This window comes from Agrobacterium sp. FDAARGOS_525 (assembly GCF_003938925.1).
In the GTDB taxonomy this organism is placed as follows: Bacteria; Pseudomonadota; Alphaproteobacteria; order Rhizobiales; family Rhizobiaceae; genus Agrobacterium; species Agrobacterium pusense.
Map to the genome: position 1 here is coordinate 2,912,274 of NZ_RKIU01000003.1, position 25,345 is coordinate 2,937,618.

A 25,345-nucleotide genomic window follows, 5' to 3' on the forward strand; every position below is an offset into this window, starting at 1 on the left:
CAGCTCTCTCCTAATGCCCCCGGGAAACGTCCCGGTACGAGTTTCTCCGTAATCCGCGGTCAAACTGGGACCGGCCTCTCCCGCATGTGCGTGCGGAAGAGGCCACCATTGTCAAAACCGCGGCACCCAGTAGGGCGTTTCCCAGTCTCGCCGCCGCTTCACGCGCGAAGGGTCGAGGCCGATATCGACCAGAAGGCGCTCCGGCAGATCGGCAGGGTCAGTTGGTGGCGCGCGGGGCACGACAGCGGCAATGAGAACCGCTTTGAGAGTTTTCCAGACGCCGAATGTGACGAACAGACGGTCCACCGCATCCGGCAGCGCATATGCTACCAGTGGTTGATTTTTTTGCATGGGAAATCCATCCCGGCGCGGCAAAGCGGCCAGGTCCTTTATCGATGAAAAACGACAGGACGAAACGACGGGCACAGCAAGGATGCCGCACAAACGCGCAGGTCACACGTCGAACGAAATGAAAACGCCAAACGGCAGGGAAATCAGGCCTAAGCCTTATCGGAGGGAGATGCCTCGCATCCCATAACCGCCGATATTCATGCCGGAAAGGCCAGACATGCCGTTAAGGCGCATATTCATGTCATTGGTCATTCCACGCCTCCATTTATAGCGGTTACAGACGAGAAACACCTTACACAGGAAATCCGGCGCGACAAGAGGTCGCAATCTCGAATTGTAAAGAGTCGCAAAAAAGATGCAAAAATGCAACAGACTCATGGAAGGGAAATCAGGACACGGAGACGCTGAGGCCAAAACCCTGCATCAGCCGCCGCGTGGCAAAGTCCGGCTTGCCTGATGTGAAGACGGCGAAGTCGAATCCATCGGGGTGTTCGGCATCCTGGGGCATCGGCACCAGATGACGGGCACGTCTTGCAATTGCCTCGGCGGGATCGAGCCAGTCTACCGGCCAGGGGGCCAGACGGCGAAACACGTTGGCCATGAAAGGATAGTGGGTGCAGGCGAGAACGACGATATCGGTGCGTTTTCCATCGCTTTCGATAAAACAGGGTTCGATTTCGGCAAGCACCGCCTCCTCCGACACCGGCTCCCCCCTGATCCAGCTTTCGGCCATGCGCGCAAGGTTTTCCGAGCCGACAAGGCGGACATGGCATTGCGTTGCGAAAGACTGAATGAGATCGCGCGTATAGGCACGCTTGACGGTGCCGGGCGTCGCCAGAACGGAGACGAGGCCGGAACGGGTGCGCTCCGCCGCCGGTTTGATGGCGGGTACTGTTCCGACAAAGGTCATCTGCGGAAACCGGGCACGCAGATCGGCACCGGCAAGCGTGAAGGCGGTATTGCAGGCGATGACGCAGACCTCCGGGCTGAAATCCTGCAGCAGTTTTTCAAAAAGCGAGAGAATGCGCGCCCTGAGCGCCTCCTCTTCCCAGCCGCCATAGGGAAAACCGGCGTCGTCGGCCACATAGATGAAACCGCGCTCGGGCATCAGCACGCGCGCTTCGCGCAGCACAGTCAGCCCGCCAATGCCGGAATCGAACACCAGCACCGGCTTCAGCACGTCGGTGGCCGCCTCACTCGTCTTCAGCATTCTCCCCTGCTCCCTCGGCCGATGGCCCCGTTGCCCGACCGGCCTGCTTCGGCCACTGCCGGGGAAAACGGTCGAGCGAATTGATCACGCCGCGGAAAACACTGATTTCCTGCTCGGAAAAACCGCGTCTCGACAGCACGGCACGCAGATTGTCGACCATTTTCGGCTTTTTTTCAGCGGGATGGAAATAACCGCGCGCATCCAGCGCTTCCTCGAGATGTTCAAACAGGCCAAAAACCTGCTCCTTGGTCGAAGGCCGCTGCTCGACGGACTGGAAAAGCGTCTCGCCCAGATCGTCCATGCCTGACTTCATCCACTCATAGGACATCAGGAGCACGGCCTGCGCAATATTGAGCGATGCAAAGGCGGGGTTGACCGGAAATGTCACGATCTCATCGGCCAACGCCACTTCCTCATTGGTCAGGCCCCAGCGTTCACGACCAAACAGGATGCCTGTCTTTTCGCCCGCCTTGAATTTTGCCCTGAGCGTATCGGCCGCAGTGACTGGCGATCGTACAGGCTTGAACCCATAACGCTCGCGCGCGGTCGTGGCATAAACGAAATTGAGATCCTTGATCGCCTCTTCCAGCGTATCGAACACCGTCGTCGCGTCGATGACGTGATCGGCCTTGGAAGCGGCGGAGCGCGCCTTTTCGCTTGGCCAGCCATCACGCGGGTTGACGAGGCGCAGCTCGGCGAGCCCGAAATTGGCCATCGCCCGCGCCACCATACCGATATTTTCGCCAAGCTGCGGCTCGACCAGAATGATCGCCGGGCCTTCCGCCAGAAGTTCAAGCTCGCTGTTTGTGCCTGCCATCGTTGTTTGTCCGTTTTTTTAAAAGCGCGGCATAGACTTTGACGCCGATACCGTAAAGCGCGCTTCACTGGCACAGATTGCCGTTAAAATCAAAGTCGGAGAGAGCGCGCACCCGCTCGGCTTTGCTGGAGATGAGAGCAACACCGCTACCCCGTCATCCTCGGGCTTGAACCGAGGATCCACAACCCGTTGAAATCAATGGATCCTCTGGCCAAGCCCGAGGATGACGGGGAGTGTGGCGAAAACCTCGCATCACTCTCCACCGGCTCAAACGGGACCCATTACTCCCCCTTGATGATGTTCGCCATCTCCTCACGCAGCGAGTCCCGGCCTTCGTCGCCCACCCGGTGAATGTCGCTGATGACAGGCCGCCCCTCCTCCTCGATCACATCGAAATGCACCTCGTCCACGGTCGCCTTCATCTCCGCCTCATCCATGCAGGCCCAGAGCTTGAATTTGGCCGTCACGTCAGTCACGCCATCCTTCACCGCACCCGCCGTCACGGACACATCCTGAAGCGGGCAGCCATCCTGCGAGTTGGTCACGACATCATAACCGAATGGATCGCCCTTCTCGCCGCTTTCGGCCTCGTAAGCCGGCTTCTTGGAGGCTTCACGGTATTGCGCGACGAACTCCTTGCTGAAGAGGCTCGTCAGCATGTCCTCGTCGAATATGTATTTCCAGTTTTCCGCATCGCCGGACCAGTTCTTGACGGTGATATCCATCACCTTCTGGACGGGATCGGTGGGACCGGCGGCGAGGGCGGCGTGGGAAAAGAGGGCGGCGGCAGACAGAAGCAGAATTTTCCGCATGATATGATCCCGGTAGAGGCCCAGAGACGGGCGAAGCGATTCGCCTGACTGTATTCCGGCATTATGGTTTGGCAATGCGCAAAGCGTTATTGCGCTGCGCCAAAAAAGCGCCCCCCATGGCTTTGCCTCAGGCGCGTGCGATGCTATAGCCGCACCGGATATTTTTCCGACTATGGGCGTCAACAGGCGCCACAGCTTCGAAGGTGAGGAATTCATGGCAAAGATCAAGGTAGCCAATCCAGTCGTCGATCTCGACGGCGACGAAATGACCCGTATCATCTGGCAGCTCATCAAGGACAAGCTGATCCTGCCATACCTCGATCTCGACATCGAATATTACGACCTCTCGGTTGAAAACCGCGACGCCACCAACGACCAGGTCACGGTTGACGCGGCCCACGCCATCAAGAAGCACGGCGTCGGCATCAAGTGCGCCACCATCACCCCGGATGAGCAGCGCGTTGAGGAATTCGGCCTGAAGGAGATGTGGAAGAGCCCGAACGGCACCATCCGCAACATTCTGGGCGGCGTCATCTTCCGCGAGCCGATCATCTGCAAGAACGTTCCGCGCCTCGTTCCGGGCTGGACGAAGCCGATCGTTGTCGGCCGCCACGCTTTCGGTGACCAGTACAAGGCAACCGATTTCAAATTCCCCGGCAAGGGCAAGCTGACGATCAAGTTCGTCGGTGAAGACGGCCAGGTTATCGAAAAGGACGTTTTCGACGCTCCGAGCGCCGGCGTGGCTCTTGCCATGTACAACCTTGACGAATCCATCCGCGAATTCGCCCGCGCCTCGATGAACTATGGCCTGATGCGCAAGTGGCCGGTTTACCTCTCCACGAAGAACACCATCCTCAAGGCCTATGACGGCCGCTTCAAGGATATCTTCGAAGAAGTCTACCAGACCGAATTCAAGAAGCAGTTCGACGAAATCGGCATCACCTATGAGCACCGCCTCATCGACGACATGGTCGCTTCCGCGCTGAAGTGGTCTGGCGGCTACATCTGGGCCTGCAAGAACTATGACGGCGACGTTCAGTCGGACACGGTTGCTCAGGGCTTCGGCTCGCTCGGCCTGATGACCTCGGTTCTTCTGTCCCCCGATGGCCGTACGGTCGAAGCCGAAGCGGCACACGGCACGGTCACGCGCCACTACCGCCAGCACCAGAAGGGTCAGGAAACCTCGACCAACTCGATCGCCTCCATCTTCGCCTGGACCCGTGGCCTCGCCCACCGCGCCAAGCTGGACGACAATGCGGAACTGGCAAAGTTCGCGGCAACGCTCGAGACCGTGTGCGTCGACACCGTCGAAAGCGGCTACATGACAAAGGACCTCGCGCTCCTCATCGGCCCGGACCAGCCCTGGCTCTCCACCACCGCCTTCCTCGACAAGATCGACGAAAACCTCAAGAAGGCTATGGCTGCCTAAGCCTGCTTTCCCAAGACGTCAAAACCCGGCCTCAGTGCCGGGTTTTTTATTTGCACGGTATAGACGAGGCATTCGTTCAATAGAAACGAAATGGACAACCAGATAGCGAACAAATATCGTTACGTGCCGGCTGGTTGAGCCAAGAGAAAAAACTCTGACACAACGCAGATTTCTTTTTGTTCACGGCATCTTGATTAGCGGTTGCACTAAGCGCAGAATTTGATTCTGCGTGTCCAGGGCCAGCAGGACAATAAGACTAAGATTAAACAGCATCTACTTGCACACAACTTGCCCGACACAGTCAAACGTTCATCGTAGCATCCACGCGATCTTGGAAAGACGCTAGGGATGTTGCGGACTTTAAAAATATGAAACGCAGGCCGAAAGCCCTTTGGGTTCGCCTGACGTTTCGACGATTTTGCTTGGGGAGGCAAAAGAGCATGAGTGAACTGATCTTTTACACCAACCCCATGTCGCGCGGGCGCATCGCGCGGTGGATGCTCGAGGAAGTGGGCGTTCCCTATCGAACCGAGATACTTCGTTTCGAAACCTCGATGAAATCGCCCGCCTATCGGCTGATCAATCCGATGGCCAAGGTGCCCGCCATCAAACATGGCGATACCATCGTCACCGAGGCCGCCGCGATCTGCGCCTATCTGGCTGACGCCTTTCCCGGTGCGAACCTAGCGCCCACACCCAAGTCACGCGGGCTTTATTACCGCTGGATGTTCTTTGCCGCAGGCCCGCTGGAAATGGCGGCGAGCATGAAGGCAATGGGTTTTGAAGTGCCGAAGGAAAAATTGCGTATGGCCGGCTGCGGCAGCTATGCGGATGTGATGAACACGCTGGAACGGGCCGTCAGCGAAAACCGCTTCATCGCCGGCGATCTTTTTACCGCCGCGGATGTCTATGTCGGCGCCCATGTCGGCTGGGGCCTGCAATTCGGCACGATTGAAAAACGCCCGGCCTTCATCGACTACTTGTCGCATCTGACCGAGCGCCCGGCATTTAAGCGGGCCGCGCAGCTCGATGAGGAAGCGGTGAAGGATATGAAAGCGACGGACTAGAGCATTTCCGGTGATCACGGGATCACCGGAAATGCTCTAGTGTTTGTTTTTACCGCATTGTCCGACGCCGAAGCGAACACGCTTCGGCTGGAAATGCTCCAGCAGGCTTGGCGCTGCCCAGCGCAGAATAGTCCCTGAACCATCCACAAACGGAAATTCACAAGAAAAAGGCGGGCCAAAATCCCGCCTTCTCTTTTCTGTCGATCAGGCCGCCAGAGCCGCTGCCACCGCTTCGATGGCCTCCTGCGCCTTGGCGCCATCAGGACCACCTGCCTGCGCCATGTCCGGTCGGCCGCCGCCGCCCTTGCCGCCAAGTGCGGCGGAAGCAGTGCGGACGATATCGACGGCGCTGAAACGGGACGTCAGATCTTCCGTCACGGCGGCGACAGCGCTTGCCTTGCCATCCTCGGAAACGGCGATCAGCAGCACGACGCCAGAACCGAGATTGGCCTTGGCCTCGTCGGCGAGCCCCTTCAGATCCTTGGCATCGATACCAGCAAGGGATTTTGCCAGGAAGTTGACGCCCGCGACCTGCTTGACGTCGCTTGCCCCGGCATCCGCCGAACCGCCGCCCATGGCGAGCTTCCGGCGGGCATCGGCGAGCTCACGCTCCAGCTTCTTGCGCTCGTCCAGCAGGCCTTCAACGCGCGACAGGACATCGCCCGGCTGAACCTTCAGCGACGAGGCGAGCGCCTTTACCCGCTCGTCCTGTTCGGCGAGATAGGCAAGCGCGCCCTGGCCAGTTACGGCCTCGAGGCGTCGCACGCCCGCACCCACGGCGCTTTCACCGAGAATGCGGATGAGACCGATCTGGCCGGTCGCAGCCACATGCGTGCCGCCGCAAAGCTCGACGGAATAAGGACGGTTGGCTTTCGCGCCATGCAGGCCGGTGCCCATGGAGACGACACGAACCTCGTCACCGTATTTCTCGCCGAACAGCGCCATCGCGCCCTCGGCAATGGCGTCATCGACGCTCATCAGGCGGGTGACGACAGGCGAGTTCTGCAACACGATTTCGTTGGCCATGTCTTCAACGACCTTCAGCTCCTCGGCAGACATCGGCTTCGGATGTGAAACGTCAAAGCGCAGGCGCTCGGGCGCGACCAGCGAACCCTTCTGCGCGACATGGGTGCCCAGCACTTCGCGCAGCGCCTCATGCAGCAAATGGGTGGCGGAGTGATTGGCGCGCAGACGCGAGCGGCGGTCATGATCGACTGTCAGCTGAACGGCGTCGCCCACTTTCAGGCCGCCCTTGGAGACGGTGCCCATATGAACGAAGAGGCCTTCGCCGCGCTTCTGGGTGTCGGAAACGGCAAAAGCGCCGTTATCGCCGGAGATGACGCCGGTATCGCCCATCTGGCCGCCGGACTCGCCATAAAACGGCGTCTGGTTGACGACGACCTGCACGGTCTCACCATCCACAGCGCTTTCGACGGCCTTACCATCCTTGACGATGGCCTGCACGACGCCCTCGGCGGTTTCCGTGTCGTAACCGAGGAACTCGGTGGCACCGAGCTTTTCCTTGAGTTCGAACCAGATCGTTTCGGTGGCCTTGTCGCCGGAACCGGCCCAATGCGAGCGGGCTTCCGCCTTCTGGCGCTCCATGGCATCCGTGAAGCCGGAAATATCGACGCCGATTTCGCGGGCGCGCAGTGCGTCCTGCGTCAGGTCGAGCGGGAAACCATAGGTGTCGTAAAGCTTGAAAGCGGTCTCGCCATCCAGCATGTCGCCCTTGTGCAGGGTCGAGGTGGCATCCGACAGCAGCGACAGGCCGCGTTCCAGCGTCTTGCGGAAACGGGTTTCCTCAAGCTTCAGGGTTTCGGAGATCAGCGCTTCGGCGCGGACCAGTTCCGGATAAGCGCGGCCCATCTGCTGTACCAGCGACGGCAGCAGCTTGTAGATCAGCGGCTCGCGCGCGCCGAGCAGTTCGGCATGACGCATGGCGCGACGCATGATGCGGCGCAGAACATAACCGCGGCCTTCATTGGACGGCAGCACGCCATCGGCGATCAGGAACGCAGACGACCGCAGGTGATCGGCGATGACGCGGTGGCTGGCGCGCTTTTCGCCTTCAGCCGGAACACCCGTCGCTTCGACGGAAGCGGCGATCAGCGCGCGGAACAGGTCCGTATCGTAATTGTCATGCTTGCCCTGCAGCAATGCGGAGATACGCTCCAGACCCATGCCGGTATCGATCGACGGGCGCGGCAGGTCGATGCGCTCTTCCTTCGTCACCTGCTCATATTGCATGAAGACGAGGTTCCAGATTTCGATGAAGCGATCGCCATCCTCTTCCGGCGAGCCGGGCGGGCCTCCCCAGATATGATCGCCGTGATCGTAGAAGATTTCGGAACAGGGGCCGCAGGGTCCGGTATCGCCCATCGCCCAGAAATTGTCGCTGGTCGGGATGCGGATGATGCGGTCGTCGGAGAAACCGGCGATCTTCTTCCAGAGGTTAAAGGCCTCGTCGTCGGTATGATAAACCGTGACCAGCAGGCGATTGCGGTCGATGCCGAATTCCCTGGTGATCAGGTTCCAGGCGTGCGTGATCGCCTCTTCCTTGAAATAATCGCCAAAGGAGAAGTTGCCGAGCATTTCGAAGAAGGTGTGGTGACGGGCGGTATAACCGACATTGTCGAGGTCGTTATGCTTGCCACCAGCGCGCACGCATTTTTGCGCAGATGCCGCAGTAGAATAAGGACGGGTTTCCAGACCGGTGAAGACGTTCTTGAACTGCACCATGCCGGCATTGGTGAACATCAGCGTCGGATCGTTGCGCGGCACCAGCGGGCTGGAGGGCACAATTTCGTGTCCGTTCTTCTTGAAGTAGTCGAGGAAGGTCGACCGAATTTCATTTACACCGCTCATGCCCACACACCGCTCACAGCTGGAGTCCATCACCGCCATCGGAAATGATGGCTATATTGCAAAATCAATGGCTTTTATCGTCCGCATCCTGCCCTGTCCAGCCATGGAGACCGGCGAAGGCGTACCGACAAAGAAAAAGGGCCACACGACAGAAATCGCACGGCCCATTTTGTTCAATTCGATTCACATCGAGACAGGCGATCCGGCAACGGATGCCTGAAGCTCGACGGCAGGATCAGCCTTCGTCACCGTCGCCGTCATCGCCGGAATCAGGACCGCCATTCTGCAGGAAACGATCCGCAATCAGGCCGGCGTTCTGGCGCAGCGCCAGCTCGATCTCGTTTGCCGTATCGGGGTTATCGCGCAGGAAGGTCTTGGCGTTTTCACGCCCCTGCCCCAGACGCTGGCTGTTATAGGAGAACCAGGCACCCGACTTTTCAACGATACCGGCTTTTACGCCGAGGTCGACAAGCTCACCGGTCTTGGAAACGCCTTCGCCATACATGATGTCGAATTCCACCTGCTTGAAAGGCGGCGCCATCTTGTTCTTGACGACCTTGACGCGGGTCTGGTTACCGACAACCTCTTCGCGTTCCTTGACAGCGCCGATACGGCGGATGTCGAGGCGAACGGAAGCGTAGAACTTCAGCGCATTACCGCCGGTCGTCGTTTCCGGCGAACCGAACATGACGCCGATCTTCATGCGGATCTGGTTGATGAAGATGACCATGCACTTCGACTTGGAGATCGAAGCGGTCAGCTTGCGCAGCGCCTGGCTCATCAGACGCGCCTGAAGACCCGGCAGGCTGTCGCCCATCTCACCTTCAATTTCCGCCCGCGGCGTCAGCGCCGCAACGGAGTCGACCACGAGAACGTCGACCGCTCCGGAGCGCACCAGCGTATCGGTGATCTCAAGCGCCTGCTCGCCCGTATCCGGCTGCGAGATCAGCAGGCTCTGCAGATCCACGCCAAGCTTGCGCGCATAGACCGGATCAAGCGCATGTTCGGCGTCAACGAAGGCGCAGATGCCGCCCTTCTTCTGGGCTTCCGCAATGGTCTGCAGCGCCAGCGTCGTTTTACCCGAGCTTTCCGGACCGTAAATTTCAATGATGCGCCCCTTCGGCAGTCCGCCGATGCCGAGCGCGATATCCAGGCTGAGCGAACCCGTCGAAACGGTCTCCACCTCAACCACATTTTCATTGGAACCGAGCTTCATGATCGATCCCTTGCCGAACGACCGTTCGATCTGGGAGAGCGCCGCTTCCAGTGCCTTGCTTTTATCCACCGATTTATCCTCTACGAGACGCAAAGAATTTTGTGCCATCCGAACCACCTTTAGGTTATTGAAGCCGCACAGGCAATGTAGCAGTATGGGAACGGTATGTACTCTATTTGTTCTCATTTAACAATGCTGAGCCAGCATATTGAAAACAAATAGTGATAAGTCGTTTGTTCTACTTTCGTTTTTCTGTGCGCGGCCCCTTGCCGCAAACCGGAGGCGAGGTCAGGAAGACGTCAGTTTAGGCCGAATCGTCCGGCCTTACCATCCGCCAGAGAGGGAAACGCAAGCGTGAAGAAAATACTCGTTCTGGGCGGCGCGCATATCGACAGGCGCGGCATGATCGAGACTGAAACGGCGCCGGGCGCCAGCAACCCCGGCTCCTGGATGGAAGAGGCGGGCGGCGGCGGTTTCAATGCTGCACGCAATCTCTCCCGGCTCGGCTTTCAAGTCAGGATCATCGCCCCGCGGGGCGGCGACGTGACGGGAGAAGCCGTTGCGGAGGCTGCACGACAGGCTGGCGTGGAGGACACGCCGTTCACCTTCCTCGACCGGCGCACACCGAGCTATACCGCCATTCTGGAGCGTGACGGCAACCTCGTCATCGCGCTCGCCGATATGGATCTCTACAAGCTCTTCACGCCGCGCCGGCTCAAGGTCCGCGCCGTCCGGGAGGCCATCACCGCAAGCGATATCCTGCTCTGCGACGCCAACCTGCCCGAGGACACGCTGGCTGCACTTGGCCTCGTTGCCCGCGCCTGCGAAAAGCCGCTGGCGGCCATAGCCATTTCGCCGGCCAAGGCCGTGAAGCTGAAAGCGGCGCTGGCCGACATCGACATCCTCTTCATGAACGAGGCGGAAGCGCGCGCGCTCACCGGCGAGACGGCCGCTGACGTTCGTGACTGGCCGGATATCCTGCGCAAGGCCGGGCTTTCCGGCGGCGTCGTCACCCGCGGCGCAAGCGAAGTCGTGGCCTTCGACGGAAATGAAAAAGCAATCCTCCACCCGCCCCTCATCCGCGAGGTGAAGGATGTAACCGGTGCGGGCGACGCCATGGCCTCCGGTTACCTCGCCGCCATTGCCGAAGGAAAGACGATTGCCGAAGCCCTGAGACGGGGCGCTGCGGCAGCTGCAATCACCGTGCAATCGCCCTTTGCCACCGCGCACGACCTATCAAAAGACAGTGTCGAGGCCATGTTGGGGCTTGTTCCCCAGGCTGAAATGCTGGCATGAACCCGCTTTTAAAAACTGGAACAGATGAAATGACCCGCCCCATCTCCCCTCTCCTGCCCATCGTCTATTCTCAGGAAGTTGCCGCCGCCAAGCAGCGCGGTGCGCCGATCGTCGCGCTTGAATCGACCATCATCACCCATGGCATGCCCTACCCCGGCAATATCGAGATGGCGGAAAGCGTCGAGCAGATCATCCGTGATCAGGGCGCGGTTCCGGCCACCATCGCCGTCATTCACGGCACATTGCATATCGGCCTTGAGAAGGATCAGCTCGAGGCGCTGGCCCAGACTACTGACGCCATGAAGGTCTCACGCGCCGATATCGCCTTTGCGATCGCCGAGCGCCGCACGGGCGCGACGACAGTTGCCGCCACCATGATTGCCGCTGCCCGCGCCGGCATCCGCGTTTTCGCGACCGGCGGCATTGGCGGCGTGCACAAGGGTGCGGAAGAAACCTTCGACATCTCCGCGGATTTGACGGAGCTTGCAAAGACCGGAGTGATCGTCGTCTGCGCCGGCGCCAAGGCGATCCTTGATATTCCGAAGACGCTCGAAGTCCTCGAAACCAACGGCGTACCCGTCGTCACTTTCGGTTCGGAAGAATTCCCGGCCTTCTGGTCTCGCTCCTCCGGCCTGCCAAGCCCGCTTTCGCTCAACAGCCCGGCCGCAATCGCCAACTTCCAGGTAACCCGCGAACAGCTCGGCATCGATGGCGGCATGCTGGTGGCCAATCCCGTGCCGGAAGCTGACGAAATTCCGCGCGAGGAAATGGAAATCTACATCAATCGCGCCATCTCGCATGCCGAGCGGGATGAAGTGACCGGCAAGGCGGTCACGCCGTATCTGCTGGGTGACATTTTCCGCCTGACGGACGGCCGCAGCCTCGAAACCAATATCGCGCTGGTTCGCAACAACGCGCAGTTAGCGGCTGAGATTGCGGTGGCGCTGAGCTAACCGTCGGGGTTGGGATCATCCTCAAGCTTGCGGGTGACGCCAGGGTTCGAAAACCTCGCCTCCGTCATGCCGGACTAGATCCGGCATCCAGCCACGGCGCGTCTGCGCCGTGAAAGAGTCTTTCGTGATCAAGGACTTGATCACGCTGGACCCCGGATCTGGTCCGGGGTGACGGATTGCGGATGATCAAGTTCTGCCAAACGCCTCGGCGCTGGGGACATCGTAAGCAATAAAAAAGGCCCGGAGAGCTTTCGCTTCCGGGCCTTGTTTTTCTATTTGAACCCGGTCAGTTCTGAGCGACCGGCTTCACCAGCGGCGTCACGCGGCGGATGGTGACGCGGCGGTTCTGCTGTTCCGGCCCGAGTGTCTGGACTTTCAGGTAACGCTCGCCATAACCCTGCGTCGCGAGGTTTTCCGGCGGGATGCCGTAGACGTCGGTCAGCACGTTGGCGACGGAGGCGGCGCGCTCGTCAGACAGCACGAGGTTGCTTTCATCCGAACCGACGGCATCGGTATGGCCTTCGATGAGGAAGGTTTCCGCCGGGTTCTTTTCCAGCGCCTTGTTGATTGCGTCGGCCACCTTGCGCAAGGAGCGAGCCTGCGCCATCGGGATTTCAGCGCTGCCGGTCGCGAAGGTGATCGTATCGAGGTCGATACGGCGCACCTTGTCACGGATGCGAGCCGAATAGCGCACTTCATCCAGCGAATAGACACGTTCCACCGGCTCGACAGGCGGCTGTTCCAGGAAGCGGTAATAATCGCGATCCGGATCGCTCGACGTGTCGATGATGTAGTCCGTCACGGGGATGCGCAGACGCATGGGCGGCAGATCGAGACCGGGGTCGCGATAAACGTAATCGCGGTCCGGGTCGTCCATCAGCTCCGGTGCGTAGAACAGCACATATTCGCGGCCGCGATCGTCAATGCGCGAACGCTGGATCACGTCGCCATAACGGTTGCGGATCGTCACGACCTGCGTGCCATCCCGGCGCTCCACGGTTTCGCGGACACGGCCGCCCTGCAGGCGCTCGTAATAGGGCTCGCCGCCATCGCGGATGAAGCGCTGGTTGTCATCGCCACGAACGACGACGCGGTCACCGAATTGCAGGATGATCGGCGCATCGCCATCGCGATCACGCGGACGACCCTCGCGCGGCTGCCATTCGCGTACACCGTCCGGCCGCTCATATTGCGGGCGGCGGTCGATGCGCTCGCCCTGCTGGGAAGTGATGGCTTCCAGCTTTACGGGTGGCGGCGGAGCCTTGCCTTCAGCAGCACCGGCGCGCTGCGCCTCGGCGTCGGAGGTCGGGACCTTGAAGTCGCCAGCCTGTTCGCGTTCACGACGGCGTTCCTCGCGGGTCTGGCGGTTGCCGGAGCGCTCCACTTCCTTGTCGCTGTCGAGAACGGCAGCACCCTTGTCGACCGGCAGGATGACGGTGTCGGCCGTCTTGGACGGGTCCTTGGCGATCGCCTTGGCCTTGTCCAGCTCCTCCTTCGTCATCGGCGGGGCTTCCGTCTGCGGAACGGCAACCTGGTTCGGCACCGGTTCGCCGGCAGGCGCCTGCCCGGTCGTCGCACCGCTCGGCGGCGGGGTCGGCGCACCTGGCAGCGGGGCTGCGGGTTCCGTTCTACCCTGACCTTCTACCGGAGGCTGTTCGGAAGGCTGGCGGCCAGGTGCAGGGTTTGGCTGGGCCTCGGGTGCCGGTGGGCGCGCGGGCGTCGGCGCTTCTGTCGGAACAGGTGCTTCCTTCGCGGCGGGCTCGGGAGCGGCAGGCTTTTTCTCAGGAACGGCTTTTTCGGCCGGTTCGGCTTTCTGTTCCGGGGCCTTTTCCTCTACTGCCGGTTTTTTGGCGGGTGCCGGCTCACGGGGCTTGGCCGGCTGCTCGGCATTTTCAGGGCGAGCTGCTGGCTCCTGTTCGGCCGCAGGCTCTTTCGCACGCTCCTTACGGGGACGCTCGGGACGCTGTTCGCCGTCGCCTGCAGGCTGCTCGGCCCGTTCCGGGTTGCGCGGACGTTCCTTCGGCTGCTGTTCGGCAGGCGCAGCTTCAGGCGCGGCCTCACGCTGACGAGCCGGGCGCTGTTCACCCTCGCCCTGCGGCTCCTGCGCCCGTTCAGGCTTGCGGGGACGCTCCTGCGGCTGCTCGGCCGGCGCAGGCTCCGGGCGGGCCTCACGCTGCTGCGGTTCCGGCGGCGCTTCGCGCTTGGGCTCGGGGCGAGGTTCAGCCGGGGCCGCCTCGCGCTTGGGCTCCGGCTCGCGCTGGGGCTCCGGTGCGCGCTCTTCACGCTTCGGTTCGGCAGGTTGCGCCTCTTCGGCGCGCTGACGCTTCTTCTTGAGTTCTTCTTCGGGGTTTTCCTGCGCCGGCTCCGCCTGCGCCAGGATTATCTGGCCGGGCGCGGTTTGAGAAACAGGCGCCTGGGCGCGGGCCGCGCCGGCAAAGCCTGCCGCTGCTGGCTCAACCGCGATCGCGAGAGACATGAGTGGAAAAACCACCCCGGTCAGCAATGTGTTTTTCTTTTTCAGCATCAGTGCTTCCTCATCTGCCGTCATTTTATGGGTCGCGAATGACGCGACGTCGTGGGCCCGGCTTGGCACGCAGGCGCTGTTCAACGCCTTACACACGCTCCGGTTCCCATGATGACCAAAGCCTTCTGTACCGGAAATGAACAGATCAAGGCCTTTTCGTGGAGGCTCTGCGGCACAAAGAAGGTCGCTAATATTGCAGTTGCATTTTTTGACCAAGCGGATGAATAATCACATCCGCGCTGAAGGCCACAGGCGGTATCCTCCGTCCTGCCGCGCCTTGGCGCCCATGGCGTCCGCACTGAAAACAACAACAGACCGCGGATGAACGACCAAAAGAGAGGATCGAAATGCCTATTTCCACCCGTCTGCTCGCAGCCGTATCGATTGCCGCCATCTCGCTCTTTTCCGGCGCGGCTCTCGCGCAGGACAAGATCGTCATCGGCACCGAAGGCGCCTACCCGCCCTTCAACAATCTCGAAGCCGACGGCACGCTGACCGGCTTCGATATCGACGTCGCCAAGGCGCTGTGCGAACAAATGAAGGCCGAGTGCACCTTCGTCACCAATGACTGGGACGGCATCATCCCCGCCCTTCAGGCCAAGAAGTTCGACGCCATCATCGCGTCCATGTCGATCACCCCGGAACGTCTCCAGAAGGTCGACTTCTCCAAGAAATATTACAACACGCCGCCGGCGATCGCCGTGCCGAAGGATTCGCCGATCAAGTCCCTTGACGATCTCAAGGGCAAGTCGCTCGGCGCACAGGGCTCCACCACCCACTCCAACTACGCTGAAAAACACTTCCCGGATTCCGATGTGAAGATGTATCCGACCGCCGACGAGTATAAGCTCGACATCGCCAATGGCCGTATCGACGCCGTCATCGACGATATCGTCGTGCTGTCGGAATGGCTGAAGACCGATGCCGGCAAGTGCTGCAAGATCCTGACACCGCTCAAGGTAGACGTCGACATCAACGGCAACGGCGCAGGCATTGCCGTTCGCAAGGGCGACACGGCGCTGGCCGACAAGTTCACGGCTGCCATTGCCGGCATCCGCGCCAGCGGCAAGTACCAGGAGATCAACAAAAAATACTTCGATTTCGACGTTTACGGCGAGTAAGCCGGTTCGATCTGTTGAAATCTCGTGGCGGAAGGCTTGCCCTTCCGCCATTTTTGTTTGAAAACGTCACCATAACAATCACGGCGGCTTAAGACCGCAGGGGAAAATTGGCATGAGCGGAGCATTTTCCGCCATAGGTGCGTTCTGGACCTATGTCTCGACACTTCTCGATCCCTTCTGTGGGCCGGTCGGTCTCTTCTCGCTTTTCGGAAACGGCACTCTCGTCGCCTGCGGCGATGCGGGCTGGGGCGATGAAATCGCTTTCGGCGTCAAGGTCACGATCTCGCTGGCGCTTGCCACCCTGCCAGTCGGGCTAGTGATCGGCTTCCTGATCGCGCTCGCCGCGCAATCGGAAGAAAAATCGCTTCGGCTGGCCGCCGGAATCTATACCACCATCTTTCGTGGCCTACCCGAACTGCTGACGCTCTTCATCGTCTATTATGGCATCCAGATGCTGCTGCAATCCGTGGCAGGTTACATCGGCATTACCGGCCCCATCGAAATCAACGCCTTCGTTGCCGGCATGGTGGCGCTTTCGGTGGTGTTTTCATCCTATGCGTCTGAGGTGCTTCTCTCGGCCTTCAAGGCCATACCGAAAGGGCAATATGAGGCGGGTGACGCACTCGGACTTTCCCGCAGCCGCACCATGGTGCTCATCATCATTCCGCAGCTGGTGCGGATCGCCCTTCCCGGCATGACCAACCTGTGGGTCATCCTGCTGAAAGACACGTCCTACGTATCGATCATCGGCCTTGCCGATATCATCCGCCAGACCGGCATCGCCGCCCGCGTCAGCAAGGAAGCCTTCTTTTTCTACGGCATCGCCTGCCTGCTTTACCTCATTCTCGCGCTCCTCTCATCCATCGGCATCGGTTTCATAGATCGCTGGTCGCGCAAGTCGGAGGCCAGACGATGAGCCATATCAAGGAACTCATTCCGCCACGCCCAGCGCCCATCGTTGCGGACAAACCGCTGAACATCTCCCGTGTCGTCGGCATCGCTGTCATTACGCTCTGGCTGCTTCTCGCCGCCGGGCTGTTATTTGCGATGATCGAGGGTTGGGATTGGGACAAATTTGAACGGTATGGGCCCCGTTATATCGATGGCCTCATCACCACAATCACGCTGGTCGGCAGCTCGATTATTCTCGGCGCCATCCTGTCCGTGCCCATCGCCTTTGCCCGCATGTCTGAAAATCGCGTCATTGGCGCGCTCGCTTATGCCTACGTCTATGTCTTCCGCAGCACGCCGCTGCTGGCGCAGCTTTTCCTGATCTATTACGGTCTCGGCAGCTTCCGCCCGGCGCTGGAAGCCGTTGATCTCTGGTGGTTCTTCCGCGAAGCCTGGTATTGCGGCCTCCTGTCGCTGACGCTCAACACCGCCGCATATCAGGCGGAGATCCTGCGCGGGGCGATCCAGAGTGTGCCGCGCGGCCAGCACGAAGGGGCGGCGTCGCTCGGTATTTCCAAGTTCATCACCTTCCGAAAGATCATAATGCCGCAGGCGCTGATCGTCGCTTTGCGCCCCTATGGCAACGAGATTATCCTGATGATCAAGGGCTCGGCGGTGGTCTCCATCGTCACGGTCTTCGATCTGATGGGGCAGACCCGTTACGCCTTTTCCCGCACCTTCGATTATCAGGCCTATCTCTGGGCCGCGATCTTCTATCTGACGATCGTCGAAACGCTGCGGCATGTCTGGGCCTGGCTGGAAGCCCGACTGACGCGACACCTCAAGCGTTGAACCGCAGGGATTGGCAGCACTCATCACAAGAGGCTGCCAACATTTTGAAAAATATAACAAATTTGTGACGCAACCCTCTCCTTGGCAAGGTTGGGTTAACCATGCCGTGTTCCCATATCGGATACAGCGGCAATGCTGTGATCGGTCATCATCGATATGGGAACCGCCCTCATGAACAAGGACATGGAAATGATGCTGCGAGGCTACGGCCTCACCACCGCCGAGATTTTCTACCGCCTGCCGGACCATCCGCTGGTTCTCCAGACCTATGTCTGGCAGAACTATGACCTGGCCCCTGATTTCCCCAAAATGCACGGCTTCCTCAAGTTCTGGCAGGAAAAGCTCGACGGTCCCCTGCACTCCGTCCGCTATGTGCACCGACAGGCTATCTCGGCGCAGGAATGGCGGGCGCTGAAAGGGGAGTTCATCCTCCACTAAGCCCTCACGCCACATAAACATTGCGCCCGTCCCCGATGCGGCTTACAGCAAACGTCAATTGAAGACGCTGACGGATAAGGCACGATGACCAAGAACCAGAAGATCGACGAAGAGGCGCTCGCCGAGGCCTATAACCGCGCACTCGCGCTTGAAAAGGCCGGTGATGTGGATGCGGCGGTGAAGGCCTATGAGGAGGTCCTTGCCATCGATCCGGAAGACCACGGTGGCGCAGCCGTGCGCATTGCCGCCATGGGCCGGGGCGAACAGCCGTCCAAAGCGCCCGACGCCTACGTCGAAACCCTGTTCGACCAGCATGCCGAAGCCTTCGAAGACATTCTTGTCGAGCAACTGGGCTACGCCGTGCCAATGATGGTGCGCCAACGGCTGCAGACGCTCAACCTCGGCCCTTTCAAACGCTTGCTCGATCTCGGCTGCGGCACCGGCCTCACCGGTGAGGCGCTGCGCGATATGGCTGACGACATCACCGGCATCGATATTTCCGAAAACATGGTCGAGATCGCCCATGAAAAGGACCTGTACGAGACGCTCTACGTCGCCGAAGTCGAGGATTTCCTCGAGGACAATGACGACGAGCCCTTCGACATCATCACCGCCACCGATGTGTTGCCCTATCTCGGCGCGCTGGAACCGCTGTTTTTCGGCGCCGCCGAAAACCTCAATGCCGGCGGCCTGCTGATCTTCTCGTCGGAGACCCTGCCCGAAGAAATCATGGCCGGGCGCCCCTACATGGTCGGCCCGCACCAGCGTTTCGCCCATGCCGAAACCTATGTCCGCGAACGACTGGCGGCGACCGGTTTCGAGGTGATTGAAGTGACCGACATCAATGTGCGCATGCAGGACGGCAATCCGACGCCCGGTCATCTGGTGATTGCGAAGCTCAAGGGCTGATGCGGTGACCTTGAGGCAATTTTCTTCTCCCCGCCGGGGAGAAGGTGGCCCGAAGGGTCGGATGAGGGGGCTGGCTCTCAGTCTATCTCTACCCTCGCCCCCTCATCCCGCTGCCGCGGACTTCTCCCCCACGGGGAGAAGAAACAAGCGGCATCCAATCGCCTCACATTTAACACCAACGGCCTGAATCAACCTCTGAGCAACATCCGCCAGCCGGTTGAAGAGACTCCACTTTCCGCCCATCAACTCGCCTTGGGACGCCAGACGATATCCGCCACCTTGAGCTTCTTCGGCACGATCTTCAGATCGTAGAACTCGTCCGCAAGCGCCTGTTGATAGGCGATGGCTTCATCCGGAACCAGCGAGACCCGTCCGAGATCGGCACCGGGGCGCGTCAGCGAGACCTTCGTGACATCCTCGGGGACACCGGTGATGGCCGACAGCGACTTGGCTGTCGCGTCGATGTTGGTCTGCGCTTTCGCACCCACATTCGCCAGTTCCTTCAGAATCAGCGGCACGAGATCGGGATTACTTTCAACAAAATCGCCATTGGCGAGGAAGTAGCTCCACGGATCGACGATGCCTTCGGCTGTCGAGAGTACCCTCGTCGTCGGCTCTTTCTCCGCCACGGCGAAATAGGGATCCCAGATCGACCAGGCATCGATGCTGCCGCTTCGAAAGGCGGCCGCCGTATCCGGCGGGGCAAGATCGACGGGCGTGATGTCTGCCAAGGTCAGCCCCGCCTCTCGCAACGCCTTCACAGTGACGTTATGGGCGCTGGAGCCGCGCTTGAAGGCGACCTTTTTGCCCTTCAGGTCTTGGAGCGTCTTCAGCGGCGAATCCTTCTGCACGAGGATCGCCGATCCGCCTGCCGCCGCCTTGTAGGTGCCAACATAACGCAGATTGCCGCCGGCGGCTTGCGCGAAAAGCGGCGGCACATCGCCGGTCGGGCCGATATCCAGCGCACCGGCACCCAGCGCTTCAAGAAGCGGCGGCCCGGAGGAAAATTCAGACCACTTGACCTCGATGCCGCGATCCTTCAGCAGCGCTTCGAGCGCGCCCTGGCTCTTCGCGAGCGCTATCACGCCATTCTTCTGCCAGCCAATCCGCAACGTCGTGGTTGCGGCGCTCGCGCGCCGGATATGCGGCAGAAACACCGCCCCGGTCGCACCTGCAATCAGTCCCAATGTTCCGCGTCGTGTCAGCATATGGATATCCCTCGCTATTCCATCCTTCGACAGTAAAAGCGTAGATATTCGAGCGATTTTATCAAAATCCTGGTTTGCGCGCAGACGGCGTTGAGAGAATTGAATGTGCGAATTTGCCGTTACCGGCGAAATAGAATTGTCGTGCCTCTGCGGCAGCTACCGGACGGACCTTCCGACAGTATCAGCCCAGGCAGGCCCGACCGGCGCCCAAAAAACCACCCACGAATTAAAACGCCCTCCCCGGCGGCCGGAAAGGGCGTTGATCAAAAACTGACCAGCGACGGATCACTCTTCGCCGGATTTAGGATTATCCAGCAGCATGTAATCGAGCGGCAGTTCCGTCGTATATTTGATCTGCTCCATCGCAAAGGCGGAGGAGACGTCGCGGATTTCGATCTTGGCGATCATCCGCTTGTAGAAAGCGTCATAGGCGGCGATATCGGGCACGACCACGCGCAGCAGATAGTCGACATCACCGCTCATACGGTAGAATTCGACAACCTCCGGGAATTCGGAAACCACTTCGGAGAAGCGCTTCAGCCATTCGATGGAATGGGAGGCGGTGCGGATGGAGACGAAAACCGTGACCTTGGTATTGACCTTGACCGGATCGAGCAGGGCCACACGCCGGCGGATGACGCCGTCTTCTTCCATCTTCTGGATACGCCGCCAACAGGGCGTCGTGGAAAGGCCGACCTTCTTCGCCAGATCGGCAACAGCCAGCGTGGAATCCTCTTGCAGAATGCGCAAAATCTTACGGTCTAGGCGATCCAATGCGTCTACCCTCCTGAATTAATTTCCTTTCAATACACTAATTTTTGCGGAAAAACAGAAAATTGTTTCACCAAAGCCGCATTTCCACATGTTGTCGCAGAACCGGCAACAGTTCCTCCGTAAACCACGGGTTCTTTTTCAGCCACCCCGTGTTGCGCCAGCTCGGATGCGGCAAAGGAAGAATGCCGGGGCCGGAATTGGCGTGAAGATAGCTGCGCCAGTTTTGCACCGTTTCGGTCATGGTTTTGCATCGTCTTTCACCCAGGTGAAAAGCCTGGGCATATTGGCCGATCGCGAGGATCAGTTCCACCTGCGGCATCGCCGCCATGACCCGCGTGCGCCAGTGCGGGGCACATTCCCGCCGTGGCGGCAGGTCGCTTCCCTTGTCATCATAACCGGGAAAACAGAACCCCATGGGAACGATGGCGAAACGATCCGGATCGTAAAATGTCTCCCGGTCGACATTCAGCCACTGGCGCAGCCTGTCGCCGGAAGCATCGTTGAATGGCAGGCCCGTTTCATGCACGCGCAGCCCTGGCGCCTGCCCGGCAATCAGAATGCGTGCCCTTGCCGACATGACGACCACCGGCCGGGGTTCATGCGGCAGGCGGTCAGCCATTCCCTTGAGCGGCATGTCGCGACAGAGACGACAGCGGGCAATCTCACCGCGCAGCCCGTCCAGCCCATCATCATGCACTGGCCCAACCCTCTCTCCTTCAGCCATGATCCCACCCCAGAAGATGGCGGATGATGGTGAGGAAACCCGCCGCCGGCGTTTCCATATCCGCGGCACGGTGATCCCTCCGCCACTGCGAGGGCTTTTCGAATTCTCCCGCCCATATGCCGAGCGCCTGCCTGCGCGCGGCTTCCTGCTCGCTCGAAAACTGGAAATATCCCGACGCGACGGCAAAACCGGCCGACACCATGTCCGACGAAACATCCCTGCCGCCGGCGGAACAATAGACGAGCAGTCGCGCGTATCGATCTCTGGAACTGCCGGAGCAGGAGAAATCCGCTGGCGCGGCCAGCCGTTGCAGAACACGGCGCGCCTCCTCGCCACATGGCCAGCTTTCGCCCGCGCGCTGACATGTCTGCGCAAGCTCCGGCGCATCGATGCCGAGCAGCCGGAAACGTTCCTTGCCCTTGGAGAGCGTGTCGCCATCAATCACGAAGAAGCGGCCGCCATAGGTTTCGCTGTTGATATGATCGAGCTTGGCGGCAATCAGAACCCCTAGAAAAACCGTAGCAAGGAACAGGCCGCCGTCGCGGACTGCGGAAAAACCCCCGCGCCTGCCTCCATTTCGTCTCATGTAACAACAAACCCTTGTCAGAGATGGCAAACAAATCCTTTCACGGCAGCATCTTCTTAAGATTTTGGGCGTAGTCTGCAAGGGTTCATGTCACCCTGCGTTGTAACAATGAGTAAAAGCGTCAGCACGTCCACCGACAAGATCATCGTCGACCGCTCGAAAAAACATCGCAACAAGGCGGTTTTCGACGCGGTGAAGACGACGCGTGAACGCTTGCAGCAAGGTGCAGGCGCAAGCGACGCCTATGAACGCGAGATGCTGACCATGCACATCGCCGAGACCCTGCAGGGCGCGATGATCATGCCGCTTTTCATCGTGCTTGCCTCCATCATCGGCGTTTACATAACCCGCGATATCAGCCTCATCATCTGGTCGCTAGCTGCATTGAGTTTCCACGCCATTTCGCTGATGCTCGCCAAACGGGCTGCAAAACAGGAGATCACCGCCGAAAACCTCCTGCACTGGAAAAATCTCTTTCTCGGAATGCAGATCGTCATCGGGTGCATCTGGGCGATGTTCGCGCTGGCGGAGTCAACGCGTAATGACCCGACGCTCGTGCTTTTCTTCAAGGGCTCGACGCTGCTGATCGCGCTCTCACTCACCGCCACGGCCAATTTCATGCTGCGGCGGGCAACCTTCATGACTTTCCTGCCAGTGCTGGCGGCTCTGTGCGTCACATCTGTTTTCTCGCGCGATCCATTCGATGTCGGTCTTGCGCTGATGTTCGGCATGGCGATCCTGTTCTGCCACCGCATCACCAGCCGGCTTTACCAGACCAGCATCAAGCTCCTCTCCTCGCAGACGGAAAAGGACGACCTGATCGCCGAGCTCGAAGTCGCCAATTCGGTTTCCGACGAGGCGCGGCGACGCGCGGAAGAGGCCAATCTGGCCAAGTCGCGCTTTCTCGCCTCCATGTCGCACGAGCTGCGCACGCCCCTCAACGCCATTCTCGGCTTCTCCGAGGTCATGTCCTCGGAGGTGCTGGGGCCGCTCAACAATCCGCTCTACAAGGAATATTCTGGCGATATCCACCGCTCCGGCCAGCATCTGCTCGATCTCATCAACGAAATCCTCGACCTGTCGCGCATCGAGGCGGGCCGTTATGACCTGAACGAAGAAGCGATCTCGATGCTGGAAATCGCCGAAGATTGCATCGGCATGATCCAGCTTCGCGCCCGCGCCAAGAACATCAGGATCTCCCAGCAGTTTGAAAACAGCCTGCCGCAGGTCTGGGCGGACGAAAAATCGATCCGCCAGGTCGTCCTCAACCTGCTGTCCAACGCCGTCAAGTTCACCCCGCAGGGTGGAGAAATTCTCGTAAAGGCGGGCTGGACGGCCGGCGGCGGCCAATATGTGTCGATCAGGGACAATGGCCCAGGCATTCCCGAGGAGGAAATTCCGGTGGTGCTGTCAGCCTTCGGTCAGGGATCAATCGCGATCAAGAGCGCCGAGCAGGGAACCGGCCTTGGCCTGCCCATCGTTCAGGCCATCCTCGCCAAGCATGACGGCCAGTTCATTCTGAAATCCAAACTGCGTGAGGGCACGGAAGGCATCGCCATCCTGCCCGCGAAACGCGTGCTCCAGAGCCTGCCCGCGGTCGAAGAAACCCATGCCATCCAGCCACGCCGACGGTCCTTCGCTTAAGGCGCCCACAGGAAGGCGTCGCCCGGCTTTCCACCTGGAAATGCCTTGAAGCTGGCAACCTCAGAAGAACAGCGTCGTCACCAGCGAATACAGCACGAAAAATCCGTTCGCCATCAACAGGCAGAAGACGGCAAAGGAGCCGAGATCCTTGGCGTGGCGGGCCACGGAGGAAATTTCCGGCGAAATGCGGTCCACCAGTTCCTCAATGGCGGTATTGAGCGCTTCCACCGAGAATAAAAGCAGCATCAACACCGTGAAAACGAGAAGATGCGCAAACGGCGCGCCCACGACCAGAAGCAGGCCAAGCCCGACGCAGAAGGCAAGAACTTCGTGACGAAAGGCAGCTTCCTGCCAAAGCCGGCCGAGCCCCTGCAGGGAATAGCGCGCGGCAGCGAACAGATGCCGCCAGCCCTTTTCTTTACGAAAGACCGGTTCTGGCGGTGGCATGTGCGGCGTCGCGTCCATCTTCAGCCTCAATGATTGGTGGGCGCGGTGATGCGTGTGTCGACACCTGCTGTCTCAAACGTCGCCATGCCGGAATGGCAGGCGGCGGCGGCCTTGACGATGCCGGCGGCAAGGGCCGCACCGGTGCCTTCGCCAAGACGCATTCCAAGCGCCAGAAGCGGCGTCTTGCCAAGCTTTTCGATGGCTGCCAGATGGCCGGGCTCACCCGAGACATGGCCGATAAGGCAATGATCGAGCGCCGAGGAATTGGCAGCCTTCAGCAGCGCCGCGGCGGCCGTTGCCACATAACCATCTATCAACACGGGAATGCGCTGCACGCGCGCAGCAAGAATGGCACCTGCAATCGCCGCGATTTCGCGTCCGCCGAGACGACGCATGATTTCCAGCGGATCGGACAGGTGGTCCTTGTGGAACTCTACCGCCGCCTTCACCGCGGCAATCTTGCGGGCCATGACGTCACCTTCCGAACCGGTGCCCGGACCGGTCCATTCTTCCGCCGTACCGCCATAAAGCGCAAGATTGATCGCAGCCGCTATCGTGGTGTTGCCGATGCCCATTTCACCGACGCAGAGAAGATCGGTGCCGCCGGCAATCGCCTCCATGCCGAAGGCCATGGTGGCGGCGCAGTCACGCTCCGAAAGCGCCGGTTCACAGGTGATATCGCCGGTCGGGTAATCCAGCGCCAGATCGAAAATCTTCAGGCCGAGATCATTGGCCACGCAGATCTGGTTGATCGCCGCGCCACCGGCGGCAAAATTTTCCACCATCTGCTGGGTCACAGACGTCGGATAGGGCGTGATGCCGTGGCGGGTCACGCCGTGATTGCCGGCGAAGATTGCCACCAGCGGACGGTTGACGGCAGGCGAACGGCCGGACCAGGCGGCAAGCCACATGGCGATTTCTTCGAGACGGCCGAGCGAACCGGCAGGTTTCGTCAGCTGCGCATTGCGCTCCTTCGCCGCAACAAGCGCGTGCGTGTCCGGGCCGGGAAGCTCGCGCAGCAGCGCGCGGAAATCATCGAAGGGCAATCCGCTCATGCTCATGATATCAGTCTCTCTCATAGCCGGTCTGGCTTTCGCATCGGCTCATGCGTCCGGAAACTTGTGTTTTCCGGCAAATCGGTCTTTGTTGCGCCTCTCATAATAGCGGATGCGCCGCGGAACAACCGGAAATGCAGCGACTGCAACGGA

General features: G+C 60.1%; 24 protein-coding genes. 11 read left to right on the plus strand and 13 right to left on the minus strand.

Features of this window, described 5'->3' with window-relative positions; all coding sequences use genetic code 11:
* Positions 1-111: 111 nt before the first annotated feature.
* The 4 genes from EGT36_RS15745 to EGT36_RS15765 form a co-directional block, all read right to left on the minus strand.
* Positions 112-351, minus strand: a complete 240-nt coding sequence (locus tag EGT36_RS15745) for a hypothetical protein (RefSeq protein ID WP_037092962.1) — start codon at positions 349-351, stop codon at positions 112-114.
* Between the two features lie 388 nt (positions 352-739).
* On the minus strand, positions 740-1,561 hold the full coding sequence (murI, locus tag EGT36_RS15755) for a glutamate racemase (RefSeq protein ID WP_004442486.1): 822 nt from the start codon (positions 1,559-1,561) through the stop codon (positions 740-742).
* A complete protein-coding gene (locus EGT36_RS15760; RefSeq protein WP_004442488.1) occupies positions 1,545-2,378 on the minus strand; it encodes an RNA methyltransferase in 834 nt (277 codons plus the stop codon). Before EGT36_RS15760 ends, murI begins: the two co-directional genes overlap by 17 nt.
* 281 nt (positions 2,379-2,659) lie before the next feature.
* Positions 2,660-3,190, minus strand: coding sequence for a hypothetical protein (locus EGT36_RS15765; protein WP_004442489.1), 531 nt, complete (start codon positions 3,188-3,190; stop codon positions 2,660-2,662).
* Positions 3,191-3,404: 214 nt separating this feature from the next.
* Here EGT36_RS15765 and EGT36_RS15770 point away from each other — a divergent pair, with 214 nt between their 5' ends.
* Entirely contained in the window at positions 3,405-4,619 is a 1,215-nt protein-coding gene (locus tag EGT36_RS15770; protein ID WP_125270526.1) for an NADP-dependent isocitrate dehydrogenase, read from the plus strand.
* Between the two features lie 440 nt (positions 4,620-5,059).
* Positions 5,060-5,686 carry a glutathione S-transferase family protein gene (locus EGT36_RS15775; protein ID WP_006698768.1) on the plus strand — a complete coding sequence of 209 codons (627 nt, stop codon included), beginning with the start codon at positions 5,060-5,062 and terminating at the stop codon, positions 5,684-5,686.
* Positions 5,687-5,890: 204 nt separating this feature from the next.
* On the opposite strand, the gene alaS is transcribed toward EGT36_RS15775, so the two are convergent.
* On the minus strand, positions 5,891-8,554 hold the full coding sequence (gene alaS, locus EGT36_RS15780) for an alanine--tRNA ligase (protein ID WP_037092963.1): 2,664 nt from the start codon (positions 8,552-8,554) through the stop codon (positions 5,891-5,893).
* Between alaS and EGT36_RS15785 the strand changes: the two genes are divergently transcribed.
* Positions 8,553-8,774 carry a hypothetical protein gene (locus EGT36_RS15785; RefSeq protein WP_006698766.1) on the plus strand — a complete coding sequence of 74 codons (222 nt, stop codon included), beginning with the start codon at positions 8,553-8,555 and terminating at the stop codon, positions 8,772-8,774. The genes alaS and EGT36_RS15785 overlap by 2 nt on opposite strands.
* A gap of 15 nt (positions 8,775-8,789) precedes the next feature.
* Here EGT36_RS15785 and recA read toward each other — a convergent pair whose 3' ends face one another.
* Entirely contained in the window at positions 8,790-9,878 is a 1,089-nt protein-coding gene (recA, locus tag EGT36_RS15790) for a recombinase RecA (RefSeq protein ID WP_004442498.1), read from the minus strand.
* Between the two features lie 246 nt (positions 9,879-10,124).
* Between recA and EGT36_RS15795 the strand changes: the two genes are divergently transcribed.
* Together EGT36_RS15795 and EGT36_RS15800 are read left to right on the plus strand one after the other, a co-directional pair.
* Positions 10,125-11,066, plus strand: a complete 942-nt coding sequence (locus EGT36_RS15795) for a carbohydrate kinase family protein (protein ID WP_004442500.1) — start codon at positions 10,125-10,127, stop codon at positions 11,064-11,066.
* Between the two features lie 29 nt (positions 11,067-11,095).
* On the plus strand, positions 11,096-12,019 hold the full coding sequence (locus tag EGT36_RS15800; RefSeq protein ID WP_004442502.1) for a pseudouridine-5'-phosphate glycosidase: 924 nt from the start codon (positions 11,096-11,098) through the stop codon (positions 12,017-12,019).
* A gap of 286 nt (positions 12,020-12,305) precedes the next feature.
* Here the strand turns inward: EGT36_RS15800 and EGT36_RS15805 are convergent, their stop codons facing one another.
* The gene (locus EGT36_RS15805) at positions 12,306-14,543 is read right to left on the minus strand and encodes an OmpA family protein (RefSeq protein WP_037092964.1); all 2,238 of its coding nucleotides are present in this window, start codon (positions 14,541-14,543) and stop codon (positions 12,306-12,308) included.
* A gap of 347 nt (positions 14,544-14,890) precedes the next feature.
* Here EGT36_RS15805 and EGT36_RS15815 point away from each other — a divergent pair, with 347 nt between their 5' ends.
* From EGT36_RS15815 to EGT36_RS15835, 5 genes are all read left to right on the plus strand, one after another.
* Positions 14,891-15,664, plus strand: a complete 774-nt coding sequence (locus EGT36_RS15815) for an ABC transporter substrate-binding protein (protein WP_037092965.1) — start codon at positions 14,891-14,893, stop codon at positions 15,662-15,664.
* A gap of 112 nt (positions 15,665-15,776) precedes the next feature.
* Positions 15,777-16,580 carry an ABC transporter permease gene (locus tag EGT36_RS15820; protein ID WP_037092966.1) on the plus strand — a complete coding sequence of 268 codons (804 nt, stop codon included), beginning with the start codon at positions 15,777-15,779 and terminating at the stop codon, positions 16,578-16,580.
* A complete protein-coding gene (locus tag EGT36_RS15825) occupies positions 16,577-17,407 on the plus strand; it encodes an ABC transporter permease (RefSeq protein WP_037092967.1) in 831 nt (276 codons plus the stop codon). Before EGT36_RS15820 ends, EGT36_RS15825 begins: the two co-directional genes overlap by 4 nt.
* Before the next feature lie 171 nt (positions 17,408-17,578).
* Positions 17,579-17,845 carry an usg protein gene (locus EGT36_RS15830; protein ID WP_037092982.1) on the plus strand — a complete coding sequence of 89 codons (267 nt, stop codon included), beginning with the start codon at positions 17,579-17,581 and terminating at the stop codon, positions 17,843-17,845.
* An 84-nt stretch (positions 17,846-17,929) separates the two neighbouring features.
* Positions 17,930-18,754, plus strand: a complete 825-nt coding sequence (locus EGT36_RS15835) for a class I SAM-dependent methyltransferase (protein WP_037092968.1) — start codon at positions 17,930-17,932, stop codon at positions 18,752-18,754.
* Positions 18,755-18,996: 242 nt separating this feature from the next.
* Here the strand turns inward: EGT36_RS15835 and EGT36_RS15840 are convergent, their stop codons facing one another.
* The 4 genes from EGT36_RS15840 to EGT36_RS15855 form a co-directional block, all read right to left on the minus strand.
* On the minus strand, positions 18,997-19,962 hold the full coding sequence (locus EGT36_RS15840) for an aliphatic sulfonate ABC transporter substrate-binding protein (protein ID WP_125270527.1): 966 nt from the start codon (positions 19,960-19,962) through the stop codon (positions 18,997-18,999).
* A 285-nt stretch (positions 19,963-20,247) separates the two neighbouring features.
* Positions 20,248-20,736, minus strand: a complete 489-nt coding sequence (locus EGT36_RS15845) for an Lrp/AsnC family transcriptional regulator (RefSeq protein WP_003507846.1) — start codon at positions 20,734-20,736, stop codon at positions 20,248-20,250.
* A 67-nt stretch (positions 20,737-20,803) separates the two neighbouring features.
* The gene (locus tag EGT36_RS15850) at positions 20,804-21,460 is read right to left on the minus strand and encodes a uracil-DNA glycosylase family protein (RefSeq protein ID WP_162699433.1); all 657 of its coding nucleotides are present in this window, start codon (positions 21,458-21,460) and stop codon (positions 20,804-20,806) included.
* The gene (locus EGT36_RS15855) at positions 21,453-22,046 is read right to left on the minus strand and encodes a thermonuclease family protein (protein WP_037092971.1); all 594 of its coding nucleotides are present in this window, start codon (positions 22,044-22,046) and stop codon (positions 21,453-21,455) included. The genes EGT36_RS15850 and EGT36_RS15855 overlap by 8 nt, the downstream gene beginning before the upstream one ends.
* A 108-nt stretch (positions 22,047-22,154) precedes the next feature.
* On the opposite strand from EGT36_RS15855, the gene pdhS2 reads away from it, so the two are divergent.
* The gene (gene pdhS2, locus EGT36_RS15860) at positions 22,155-23,690 is read left to right on the plus strand and encodes a two-component system sensor histidine kinase PdhS2 (RefSeq protein ID WP_125270528.1); all 1,536 of its coding nucleotides are present in this window, start codon (positions 22,155-22,157) and stop codon (positions 23,688-23,690) included.
* Between the two features lie 60 nt (positions 23,691-23,750).
* On the opposite strand, the gene EGT36_RS15865 is transcribed toward pdhS2, so the two are convergent.
* Both EGT36_RS15865 and cobT read right to left on the minus strand, forming a co-directional pair.
* Complete coding sequence (locus EGT36_RS15865) at positions 23,751-24,155, minus strand: diacylglycerol kinase (protein WP_125270529.1); 405 nt, start codon at positions 24,153-24,155, stop codon at positions 23,751-23,753.
* Positions 24,156-24,163: 8 nt separating this feature from the next.
* Positions 24,164-25,198, minus strand: a complete 1,035-nt coding sequence (gene cobT, locus EGT36_RS15870) for a nicotinate-nucleotide--dimethylbenzimidazole phosphoribosyltransferase (protein WP_125270530.1) — start codon at positions 25,196-25,198, stop codon at positions 24,164-24,166.
* Positions 25,199-25,345 lie beyond the last annotated feature (147 nt).